The 10,793-nt window shown below is 70.8% G+C and carries 10 protein-coding genes and 1 tRNA gene; 2 read left to right on the forward strand and 9 right to left on the reverse strand.

The genetic code is table 11. From position 1 onward, the window contains the following. The first annotated feature begins 59 nt into the window (after positions 1-59). Positions 60-1,781 (forward strand): hypothetical protein, encoded by a 1,722-nt coding sequence (locus tag ACIBZJ_RS16500; RefSeq protein ID WP_395930186.1) that lies wholly within the window; start codon positions 60-62, stop codon positions 1,779-1,781. Positions 1,782-1,909: 128 nt separating this feature from the next. On the opposite strand, the gene ACIBZJ_RS16505 is transcribed toward ACIBZJ_RS16500, so the two are convergent. From ACIBZJ_RS16505 to ACIBZJ_RS16545, 9 genes are all read right to left on the reverse strand, one after another. Then, entirely contained in the window at positions 1,910-2,653 is a 744-nt protein-coding gene (locus ACIBZJ_RS16505) for a 3'(2'),5'-bisphosphate nucleotidase CysQ (protein ID WP_395930188.1), read from the reverse strand. A gap of 151 nt (positions 2,654-2,804) precedes the next feature. Continuing rightward, positions 2,805-3,206: a hypothetical protein gene (locus ACIBZJ_RS16510; RefSeq protein WP_395930190.1), complete on the reverse strand. Its 402-nt coding sequence runs from the start codon at positions 3,204-3,206 to the stop codon at positions 2,805-2,807. Between the two features lie 94 nt (positions 3,207-3,300). Next, on the reverse strand, positions 3,301-4,074 hold the full coding sequence (locus tag ACIBZJ_RS16515; RefSeq protein ID WP_395930192.1) for an RNA polymerase sigma factor: 774 nt from the start codon (positions 4,072-4,074) through the stop codon (positions 3,301-3,303). Continuing rightward, the gene (locus ACIBZJ_RS16520) at positions 4,071-4,610 is read right to left on the reverse strand and encodes a hypothetical protein (protein WP_395930194.1); all 540 of its coding nucleotides are present in this window, start codon (positions 4,608-4,610) and stop codon (positions 4,071-4,073) included. The genes ACIBZJ_RS16515 and ACIBZJ_RS16520 overlap by 4 nt, the downstream gene beginning before the upstream one ends. A 35-nt stretch (positions 4,611-4,645) precedes the next feature. Continuing rightward, positions 4,646-5,221: an aminoacyl-tRNA hydrolase gene (pth, locus tag ACIBZJ_RS16525; RefSeq protein WP_395930196.1), complete on the reverse strand. Its 576-nt coding sequence runs from the start codon at positions 5,219-5,221 to the stop codon at positions 4,646-4,648. Positions 5,222-5,395: 174 nt separating this feature from the next. Next, positions 5,396-6,019, reverse strand: coding sequence for a 50S ribosomal protein L25/general stress protein Ctc (locus ACIBZJ_RS16530; protein ID WP_395930198.1), 624 nt, complete (start codon positions 6,017-6,019; stop codon positions 5,396-5,398). A 647-nt stretch (positions 6,020-6,666) separates the two neighbouring features. Beyond that, on the reverse strand, positions 6,667-7,644 hold the full coding sequence (locus ACIBZJ_RS16535; protein ID WP_395930200.1) for a ribose-phosphate diphosphokinase: 978 nt from the start codon (positions 7,642-7,644) through the stop codon (positions 6,667-6,669). A gap of 69 nt (positions 7,645-7,713) precedes the next feature. Beyond that, positions 7,714-9,219, reverse strand: a complete 1,506-nt coding sequence (glmU, locus tag ACIBZJ_RS16540) for a bifunctional UDP-N-acetylglucosamine diphosphorylase/glucosamine-1-phosphate N-acetyltransferase GlmU (protein ID WP_395930202.1) — start codon at positions 9,217-9,219, stop codon at positions 7,714-7,716. A gap of 73 nt (positions 9,220-9,292) precedes the next feature. Further along, positions 9,293-9,364: transfer RNA gene (locus ACIBZJ_RS16545), tRNA-Gln, on the reverse strand. Between the two features lie 143 nt (positions 9,365-9,507). Between ACIBZJ_RS16545 and ACIBZJ_RS16550 the strand changes: the two genes are divergently transcribed. Further along, on the forward strand, positions 9,508-10,509 hold the full coding sequence (locus ACIBZJ_RS16550; RefSeq protein WP_395930204.1) for an acyl-CoA desaturase: 1,002 nt from the start codon (positions 9,508-9,510) through the stop codon (positions 10,507-10,509). Positions 10,510-10,793: the final 284 nt, after the last annotated feature.

Genomic DNA, 10,793 nt, shown 5'->3' on the forward strand with positions numbered 1-10,793 from the left:
CTAGGAGAAACGTGCGTCCTCCCTCAGCCCGAATCCGCCGCGCGCTCACTGTGTTCGCAGTGCTCGCGCTGCTCGCGGCGGTGTTCCCCTCCGCCCACCCGGCGACGGCCGCCGGTACGGCCACGACCAAAGTCTTCACTGCGGACGCTCAGCCCACGTGGCAGACCAACGGCACGGTGTGGGCGGTGACGATCGTCCACGGGGTCGTCTACATCGGCGGCAACTTCTCGGCCGTGCGTCCGCCCGGTGCGGCGCCCGGCACCCGCGAGGAGCCTCGCGACAGCCTGGCCGCGTTCGACGCCCGTACCGGCGACCTGCTGCCGCTCTCGCACACGTTCTCGTCGCCCCGGTACGCGTTCAGCGTCTCGAAGCCGGACGTGTCCTGCGACGTCGACTGGGACGCCCAGTACTACAGCTGCGACACGATCTACCGGATCAAGGCGTCTCCGGACGGGTCGAAGATCTACGTGTCCGGTGACTTCACCAGCGTGGACGGCCTGCCGCGGACGAAGGTCGCCGCGTTCGGCACCGCGGGTGCGGCGACCTCGAACCCGGCGCTGGACCGGACGTTCGCCCCGAGCGGCATCAACTCGCGGGTACGGGCGCTGGCCGTCGGTCCCGACTCGGTGTACATCGGAGGCCTGTTCGTGCAGGCCGGCGGCCAGCCCCGGCAGCGGCTCGCGGCGCTGAGCGCGCGCACCGGCGTCGTCCTTCCGTTCGCCGCCCGCGCCGACGCCGAGGTGCTCGCGTTGTCGCTGTCGGCCGACCGCAGCCGGCTGGTCGTCGGCGGGAACTACGACACGCTCAACGGCGTCGCCCAGCACGCACTGGGCGCGGTCGACCCGGCCACCGGCGCGAGCACGGCCTGGGCCTGGCGTGGCGTCCCCCGCACGTCGTACATCACCGACATGGCGGTGGACAGCAACGCGGTCTACGTCTCGTCCAACGGCGAGGGCACCTGGGACGGCCGGGCCGCGGTCGACCCGCAGACCGGCGTCCTGAAGTGGTTCGACAGCTGCCTCGGGGCGACGTGGGCGCTGGCCCTGCACGGTGACCTGCTCTACAGCGGGTCGCACGCGCACAACTGCAACGACACCGCGGGGGGCTTCCCGGAGCAGGCCACCGACCTGCCCGAGCCGCGCTACTACCGGCTGATGGCCCAGACCACCCGCGGGAGCAGCACGTCGATCCAGTACTGGTTCCCGTCCACCAACGGCGGCGACCCGAACATCCCGGCGACCCGGTCGCCGTCGAAGCTCGGGCCGCGGGCGATGGCCAGCGACGGGCGGTCGCTCTGGGTCGGCGGTCAGTTCACGACCGTCAACGACGTGCCCCAGCAGGGGCTGACCCGGTTCACGACGACCTCGACGTCGAAAGCGCCGTCGACGCCGGCCGCGCCCACGGTCTCCAACAGCGGGGCGGACGCGGTAACCGTGACCTGGCGTGGGGTCGAGGACCTGGACGACCCGGTCGTCACGTACGAGATCTACCGCGGCTCGGCGATGGTGTACCGCGGGCGGGCGTCGGCAAGGCCCTGGGAGACGTCGAAGAGCTACCAGTTCACCGACCGGGGTCTGACCGCGGGAACGAGCGTGCAGTACCGGGTACGAGCCGTGGACGGACGCAACACCGCCGGGGCGTTCTCACCGATCGCCACCGCCACCGTCGGCCGGAGCGCGGAGCCGGCCGAGACCTGGCCCCAGGACCAGTGGGAAGACGCCACCTGGCAGCAACGCCGCACCCCCTGGGACCAAGACTGGCCCAGGTGGGGCGGCTGGTAACCGGCCCGCCGGGGCCGCCGTTGTTCTGGCCTGCAGCCCGTTGAGCGCGGCGCTGGCAATCGAGCGCGCCGACGTCGTGACATCGGCGAAGCGTCATAAGGAGGCGCGCTCGCTTGTCAGCGTCGTTCTCAGCGGGCCGCCCCGATGGCGGCCAGCAGGGGCTGGGCCAGCTCGGGGCGGCAGATCAGCAGGTCGGGCTGGTACGGGTTCGGGTTGTTGTAGACGAGCGGGGACCCGTCGACCCGGGACGTGTGCAGGCCGGCGGCGCGGGCGACGACCACCGGCGCGGCCGAATCCCACTCGTACTGGCCCCCGTCGTGCAGGTACGCCTCGGCCTGGCCGCGCAGCACCGCCATCGCTTTCGCACCGGCCGAGCCCATCGGCACCAGCTCGGCGTCGAGCTTCTCGGCCACCGCCTCGGCGTACGACGGCGGACGGCTACGGCTGACCAGGATGCGGGGCCGCGCCGGCGCCGGACGCAACGCGGGCGGGTTCTCGCTGCTCAGGGTCGGGCCCAGACCGGGCAGCGCGACCGCACCGGCGACCAGTTCACCGTCTTCCCAGAGCGCGACGTGGATGGCCCAGTCGTCGCGATCGAGCTCGGAGTACTCCCGGGTGCCGTCGAGCGGGTCGACGATCCAGACCCTCCGGGCGCTCAGCCGGGCTTCGTCGTCAGTGCCTTCTTCCGAGAGCACCGCGTCACCGGGGCGCAGTTTCGCCAGCGCCGCGGCCAGGAAGTCGTGCGAACGCTGGTCTCCTTCGGCCTTGAGGCGGCTCGCCGGGACCGGACGGCGGGTGCGCAGGCGGAGCAGGATCACTCCCGCGTGCGTCGCCAGGAGGCGCGCTAACTCGACATCCGAGTCGCACGTCATCCGCTCCGCGACCGTATCCGCGTCGGTAATCACCTGGCGTAACCCCCTGACCGGCGCCGCTGGCTCGACACCTCGACTCCGAGGCTAGCGGCTGAGAAACCTCGTGAACACCGGGCGCGATCGGCGGTTCGGATCCACCGGACGGGGGATTTCACAGCCGCACCCAGGAGGTCTGCAGCGGCTTGGCCTGGGGCGAGCGCAGCGGTCGGAGCACCAGGCTGAACAGCCCGACCGGGACGTCGAACTCGGCGCGCCCCTCGTCGTCGGTGGTGACCGTGAACGTGGACCCGGTACAGCGCACCTCGGCCGAGGCCCGTTGGGCCGGAAGCACCTCGAGGCTGATCCGGCGTCCGTCACCGGCGTCGGTGACGCGGAGGTCGGCCCCACCGTTCCGATGGCCGAAACGCATGGTCCGCACGGTCGGGTCGGCGGCCGCGCGACGGTCGTGGTCGAGGACCGAGTCGAACATCAGGTCCGCCACGAGCGTATCGACCGGACGGGCCTCGAATGCACGACGCGCTGCCGCGCGTACCGAATCCGGCACGACGTTCACAGGCCCTCCTTCGTCCACCCGGACGTCCCACGGCCGGGCGTTCTCCTCGGAGGAGTGGGCCCTACGCAACGGTTCCGGTGACACTTGCTACCTCCTAGGAAGAGCCGGCGGTCGCCGGGTTGATACCTGTGTCCTCGACGATTCCGCGAAGTTTCTCCAGGCAGCGGCCCCGGGTGGGCCCGATGCTGCCGATCGGGATGTCGAGGGCGGCGGAGATCTCGTCGTAGCTGGGGGCCGGGTCGATCAGCAGCAGTTGCAGCAGCTCGCGGCACCGGGGGGTGAGCCGGCCGAACGCGGTCCGCATCTCCGCGTCGCGCTCGGCGGCGAGCAGGGCGGCGTCCGCTTCGGGGGTGGCGATCCGGAGCCGGTCGGAGCCGGGGTCGAGCTCCTCGCCGGAGAGCACGGTGCGCTTCGACCGGCCGAGCAGCCGGAGGCACTCCCGGCGCGCGGTGGTCGCCAGCCAGGCGCCGACCCGGCTCGGGTCGCTGAGCCGGTCGATGTTTTCCACCAGCCGCAGCCAGGTCGTCTGGCTGATGTCTCCGGCGTCACCGGGGCTCAGCCGGTGGTTGCGGGCGACGGTCCAGATCAGGCCGCCGTAAGCGTCGACCAGGGCGTCCCAGGCGCTGTGGTCACCGCTCGCGGCGGCGCCGACCAGCATCGCGGCCTCGTCCGGGGTCAGGTTCATCCGACGGCCGGGACGCCGGACCGGCTGGGGCTCCGGTGCGTCGTCCTCGACCGCGGGTTCGTCGATCAGCCCGGAGAGCCCGGCGATCTCGTCCGGCTCGAGCTGTGCGGGCGGCTCGGCCGGTACGTCCTCGGGCAGCGTCGCCGGACCGATCCGTGAGATCGGCCGCCCGGCCGCCGTCATCGGGGCGAGCCGCCGGACTCGGCGGGTCCGTTGCTGGGCTCAGCGGAGCCGTTGCCGGGGCCGGCGTTGCCGGAGGCTGCGGGGGGTTTGCCGGAGCCGGCGTTGCCGGAGCCGGCGGGGGCGTTGCCGGGGCTTGCGGGGGCGTTGCCGGGGCTTGCGGGGGCGTTGCCGGCGACGGCCGGGGCGCCGCTGGGGCCGGCGGGGGCGAAGCCTGGGGCCAGGCGGACGACGCCGCCGTCGGCGAACAGGGCCTCGTGGCCCCGGCGGCGCTCGTCGCGCACCCAGGCGTCGACCTCGGAGCGGGCGACGTGCAGGATCCACTCGTCGACCTGCGTGGTCGGCTGCTCGACCGGGTGCCGGGCCGGATCCTTCGCGTTGGCCAGCGCTTTCACGGTCGGCCAGCGTTCGGCCATCCGGAGCCAGGTCAGCTGCGAGACGACGGCCGCGTCGCCCCGGTCGAGGCCCGCCGTGGTCGCGATGCCCCAGATGCTTTCCATGTGCTGATCGACCAGCCCGTCCCACAGCTGGTCAGCCACACCCAGGTCCCCCGACATAAGGGACAATATACGTGCTATTTGGCGTGGAAGGTGTTCTGGACGGTGGCCAGGTCGGCGCCGAACAGGGCTTCGACCGCGTCCGCCGCGTTGTCGACCAGGAGCGGCAGATCCTTGCGCTCCGTGCTGCTGAAGTCGCGCAGGACGAAGTCGGCCGGATCCTGCCGGCCCGGCGGGCGGCCGATGCCCACCCGCACCCGGAGGTAGTCACGGGTGCCGAGCGACGTCGAAATCGAGCGCAACCCGTTGTGCCCGTTGTCGCCGCCGCCCTGCTTGAGCCGGACGGTGTCGAACGCGATGTCGAGCTCGTCGTGGACGACGATCGTCCGCTCCGGTGGCACGTGGTAATAGCTGCGTAGTCCGGCGACCGGGCCGCCGGACTCGTTCATGTACGAGAGCGGCTTGGCCAGGATGACCCGGTGGCCCCCGAGGCGTCCCTCGACCACCTCGGCCCGGGACTTGTGCTTCGTGAAACGTCCGCCGGCCCGCTCGGCGAGCAGGTCGACGACCATCTGGCCGACGTTGTGCCGGTTACCGGCGTACTTCGGGCCGGGGTTGCCCAGCCCGACGACGAGCCACGGGTCGTCGGCCATGGTTCCTTCCCTGAGACGAGTCCGGCCGGAGCCCGAATCGGGCCCCGGCCGCTCAAAAAACGAATCAGACGCCAGCTCTCACCGGTCGGCTGCAGACACCGGCGGGCGAACGTTCACCCTCAGGCGCCCGAGCGCAGTGGTCTGCTGCAGACACCCGCGGGCGAACGTTCACCCTTAAGCGTCGGCGGTCTGCTTCTCGTCGCGGACGACACCGGCCTCGGCCTCGGCGGCCACCAGCTCGGCGTCGGCCTGCGCCGCGCTCTGCTGAGCGACGACACCGACGACGGCAGCCTCGGGGTCGGTCACCAGCGTGACGCCCTTGGGCAGCGCGACGTCCTTGGCCAGCAGCTGCTTGCCGATCTCGAGACCGTCGATGTTGACCTCGACGCCGTCCGGGATGTTGGTGGCCTCGGCCTCGACCGAGAGCGAGTTGAGGTCCTGGTTGACCAGCCCACCGCGCTCGACGTCGCCGACGAGGACGAGCGGGAGGTCGATCGTGACCTTCTCGCCCTTGCGGACGAGCAGCAGGTCGACGTGGTCGATGGTGGACTTGATCGGGTCACGCTGGACGGCCTTGGGGAGCGCGAGCTCCTTGCCGCCGTCGATCTCGATCGTCAGCAGGGTGTTGGCACCGTGCTTGATGGCGTTGGTGAACTCTCGGGCCGGCAGCGCGATGTGCCGAGGCGCCTGCCCGTGCCCGTACAGCACGGCGGGGATTTTTCCGGCCCGGCGCGTGCGGCGTGCGCCGCCCTTGCCGAACTCAGTGCGCGGCTCGGCGGCGATTCGGACCTCGGACACGACTTAACTCCTCGAACGCAAGCGTGAGTATCGATTGGCGTGCTGGGCGAGGGGCCGTGTCGTGGGCACCGCAGACGACGCAACCACGAATCAGCGCGTCGATCACGGAGCCTGCGACACAGCCCCCTCGCCGGGCAACCCCACTATCCTAACCCGCCGCACCTCGCCACGACGAACCCGCCCCCGCCCAGCAAAGAAGTCCGAGCCCGCCAGAGCACCACCCGCGACATCAGCGAATCCCACCGACAGACAAACCACCCACCAACCCAAAGCCCGCCAGAGCCCACCAACAGCCAAGCCCACCACCGCCGCACCCCAACCGGATCCCCCACAAAGAAGCCGCACCCAACCTCCGAGCGCCCCGAGGCCGCGAGCGCTGACCTGGAGCCCGCCCAGGGCGCGCTGACAGTCAGCCCACCAACGCCGCACCCCCACCGGATTCCCCACAAAGTAGCCGCACCCGATCACCGAGCGCCGCCACCCGAGACCCGCCCTAACCCGGAGCCCGCCCAGGGCGACGCTGACAGTCGAGCGCGCCGACGCCGTGGCCCCAGGGATCCCGCCATAAGGAGGCGCGCTCGCCTGTCAGCGTCGTCCTGGGCGGGCCGCCCACCCAACAGTCGGCGTCGTGCTGGGTGGGCCGCCCACTAAGAAGCGCCGCCGAAGAGGCTGGTCACCGACCCGTCGTCGAAGACCTCGCGGATCGCGCGGGCGATCAACGGGGCGATCGAGAGCACGGTGAGCTTGTCGAGTTCCTTCTCCGGGCCGATCGGCAGCGTATTGGTGAGGATCACCTCGCTGATCGGACCGTTCTTCAACCGCTCGGTCGCCGGGTCCGACAGCACCCCGTGCGTCGCGGCGACCACGACGTCGGCCGCACCTTCTTCCCGCAGCGCGTCGGCGGCCTTCGCGATCGTGCCGCCGGTGTCGATCATGTCGTCGACCAGGATGCAGGTGCGGCCCTTGACCTCACCGACGACGCGGTTCATCACGACCTGGTTCGGCACCAGCGGGTCACGCGTCTTGTGGATGAACGCCAGCGGCGTCCCGCCGAGGACGTCGGTCCAGCGCTCGGCCACCCGCACCCGGCCGGAGTCGGGAGCCACGACGGTCAGGTCGCGCCCCGCGTACCGCTCCTTGACGTAACGCGCCAGCAGGTCCAGCGCGAACAGGTGATCCACCGGGCCGTCGAAGAATCCCTGGATCTGCGCGGTGTGCAGGTCCACGGTCAGGATCCGGTCGGCACCCGCGGTCTTGAGCAGGTCGGCGACGAGCCGGGCCGAGATCGGCTCCCGGCCCTGGTGCTTCTTGTCCTGCCGCGCGTACGGGTAGAACGGCACGACGACCGTCACCCGCTTGGCCGAACCACGCTTGGCCGCGTCCAGCATGAGCAGGAGCTCCATGAGGTGGTGGTTCACCGGAGCGCACATGCTCTGGATGATGAACGCGTCGGACCCGCGGACGGACTCCTCGAACCGGACGAACAACTCTCCGGACGCGAACTCCAACGCCCGGGTCGGCGTCACTTCGGTCTCGAGATCGACAGCGATCTCCGCAGCCAGCTCCGGAGCCGCTCGACCACTCAGGAGCACCAAGCTTTTCCGGCTCTTGGCGTGAATTGCCATCGGTTCTGCGTCACTTTCAGTGCAGCCGGGCGGCAGCGGTCCGACCGGTGAGGGGGCGTGTCCGGGGATCTAGTGGTCGCTGCCAGCACCGGGGATTTCGGTCGCGGCAGGAGGATTCGACTCCTCGACGGTACCTTCCCCGGACGCGACGCGCCGAGCAGTCGCCGCAGCTTCCGCCGCGGGCGTGCCGGGACGACGGCGCTCGACCCACCCGTCGATGTTGCGCTGCCGGGATCGGGCCACCGCCATCGCGCCCGCGGGCACGTCCTCGGTGATGACCGAGCCGGCCGCGGTGTAGGCACCGTCACCCACCGTGACCGGAGCGATGAACATCGTGTCGCTTCCCGTTCGCGCGTGGCTTCCGATCGTCGTGTGGTACTTCTTCACGCCGTCGTAATTGACGAAGACGCTCGACGCGCCGATGTTCGACTGCTCGCCGATCGTGGCGTCGCCCACATACGTGAGATGCGGCACCTTCGAGCCTTCGCCGATCGTCGCGTTCTTCGTTTCGACGTACGTCCCCACCTTGGCCTTGCGGGCGAGGACCGACCCCGGCCGGAGGTAGGCGTACGGGCCGACGGTGGCGTCCGGGCCGATCTCGGCCTGGACCGCGTGCGCGCGGACGACCGACGCGCCTTCGCCGACACGGGTGTCGATCAGCGTGGTGTCCGGGCCGACCTCGGCCCGGTCTTCGATCACGGTCGCGCCGCGCAGCTGGACGTTCGGGTGCACGACGACGTCGCGGCCGAGACGCACGTCGACGTCGAACCAGACGCTGGCCGGGTCGACGACGGTCGCACCGGCACGCATCGCGACGGTGACCAGCCGGTCGCGGAGCAGCGCGCGCAGACCGGCCAGCTCCACCCGGTCGTTGCAGCCGAGCGTCTCCCGGTAGTCGGGCGCCACCATCGCGGCGACCGGGTGACCGTCTTCCACCAGCAGCCCGAGCACGTCGGTGAGGTACTCCTGGCCCTGGTCGTTGTCGGTCGTGAGCCGATCGAGCATCGCGGCCAGGTGCTTGCCGTCGAACACGTACATCCCCGAGTTGATCTCGGCGATCGTGCGCTCCTCGGCGGTGGCGTCCCGGTGCTCGACGATCCGCCGGACGCGGCCCTCGGGGTCGCGGACGATCCGGCCCAGGCCGGTCGGGTCGGGCACCGACGCGGTGAGCACCGTGGCCGCGTTACCGGCCTCCAGGTGCCCGCTGACGAGCGCCTGCAGCGTCTCGGTGGTGAGCAGCGGAGTGTCGCCGTTCAGGACGACGACCGGCCCGTCCAGGGCGGGCAGCTCGGCCAGCGCGCAGCGGACCGCGTGGCCGGTACCCAGCTGCTGGTCCTGGACCGCGGTCACGGCCCGCGGGTTCTGCTCGACGGCGTGCGCGCCGACGCGTTCACGCTGGAAACCGACGACGACCACCAGGTGCGCCGGATCCAGCCGACCGGCTGCGGCCATCACGTGCCCCACCAGGCTGCGTCCGCACAGCTCGTGAAGGACCTTGGGGGTGTCGGACTTCATCCGGGTACCTTCGCCGGCGGCGAGGATCACGACGGCAGCCGGGCGGGCCGGGCTCGTCACAACGGTCTCCTGGGGATCTAGGCAGCTAGCTCGTCAGCCGCATGCTACTTAGAGGTCCGCAGAAGAGGAAAAGCTCGGCCGCCAGGACTCGAACCCGGACAAGCGACACCAAAAGACGCTGTGCTGCCTCTTACACCACGGCCGAATGCATCTCGATTCTTCCACAACCACGCTCGCGGAGTCCTTCCGCGCGGATACTTGCCAAACCTACGGGTGCGTAGGTTACGCTTCCGTAGGCGTCGGTTACTGCGACGCGACCGCACGGCCACGATGCTGAAGGGACTATCCATGACTCCGACGACCGCCGCGACCGCGGAAGCGGTGACTCCGGCCCCGGAGACGGCCCCGGAGACTTCCGACACCAAGCGTTCCGGGCAGCGTCCGATCACGTTCGGGCGGAAAGGCAACATCGAGATCGCGTTCCTGTGGTTCTTCGTCGTCGTCCCGTTCGTCGCGGTGATCGCCGCGGTGCCGTGGGTCTGGGGCTGGGGCCTCACCTGGGTCGACGTCGCGATCTTCGCGGTCTTCTACGTCGTCACCGGCTTCGGCGTGACGGTCGGTTTCCACCGCTACCTCACGCACGGCGCGTTCAAGGCCAAGCGCTGGATGCGGATCGCGCTGACGATCGCCGGCACGATGTCGGTCGAGGGCGCGCCGATCCGCTGGGTCGCCGACCACCGGCGGCACCACCAGTACTCCGACCAGGAGGGTGACCCGCACTCGCCGTGGCGTTTCGGCGAGTCGACCAAGGGTCTGTTCAAGGGCCTGGTCTGGGCGCACGTCGGCTGGCTGTTCGAGCGCGACAACTCCAACGCGCGCCGGTTCGCCCCGGACCTGATCCGCGACAAGGACATCCGCCGGATCCAGCAGAACTTCGTGCCGATCATGCTGTTCTCGCTGTTCGGCCCGGCCGTCATCGGCGGACTGGTCACCTGGTCCTGGTGGGGCGCGGTCACCGCGTACTTCTGGGCCGGCCTGGTGCGGGTCGCGCTGGTGCACCACGTCACCTGGGCCGTGAACTCGGTCTGCCACGTGATCGGCGAGCAGCCGTACCGGTCGAACGACAAGGCCCGTAACTTCTGGCCGCTGGCGATCCTGAGCTTCGGCGAGTCCTGGCACAACTCCCACCACGCCGACCCGACCTGCGCGCGGCACGGCGTCGACAAGGGTCAGATCGACACGTCGGCCCGCCTGATCTGGCTGTTCGAGAAGGCCGGCTGGGTCTGGGACGTCCGCTGGCCCAAGCGCGAGCGCTTCGAAGCACGGCGAGTCGAAAAAGCCGCCGCCTGATCCACCCCCTCAGCGGCCCCTGCGCAATGCGCAGGGGCCGCTGCACGTTCGCGCCGGAGCCCGCCCAGGCGCGCTGACAGTCGAGCCACCGACGCCGCAGCCGAACCGGATTCCCCACAAAGAAGCCGCACCCGACCTCCAAACGCCGCCACCGGCGACCCGTCCTCACCTGGAGCCCGCCCAGGGCGGCGCTGACAGTCGAGCGCGCCGACGCCGTGGCCCCAGGGATCCCGCCATAAGGAGGCGCGCTCGCCTGTCAGCGTCGTCCTGGGCGGGCCGCCCAC

It is taken from the genome of Cryptosporangium sp. NPDC051539, from assembly GCF_044454545.1.
Classification (GTDB): Bacteria; Actinomycetota; Actinomycetes; order Mycobacteriales; family Cryptosporangiaceae; genus Cryptosporangium.

What these genes read in the sequence shown, in the direction of transcription:
- ACIBZJ_RS16505 (WP_395930188.1), bottom strand. Translation starts at nt 2,653, where the DNA reads ATGACGTGCGACTCGGATGTCGAGTTAGCGCGCCTCCTGGCGACGCAC.
- ACIBZJ_RS16515 (WP_395930192.1), bottom strand. Translation starts at nt 4,074, where the DNA reads ATGACGGCGGCCGGGCGGCCGATCTCACGGATCGGTCCGGCGACGCTG.
- ACIBZJ_RS16550 (WP_395930204.1), top strand. Translation starts at nt 9,508, where the DNA reads ATGACTCCGACGACCGCCGCGACCGCGGAAGCGGTGACTCCGGCCCCG.
- pth (WP_395930196.1), bottom strand. Translation starts at nt 5,221, where the DNA reads ATGGCCGACGACCCGTGGCTCGTCGTCGGGCTGGGCAACCCCGGCCCG.
- ACIBZJ_RS16535 (WP_395930200.1), bottom strand. Translation starts at nt 7,644, where the DNA reads ATGGCAATTCACGCCAAGAGCCGGAAAAGCTTGGTGCTCCTGAGTGGT.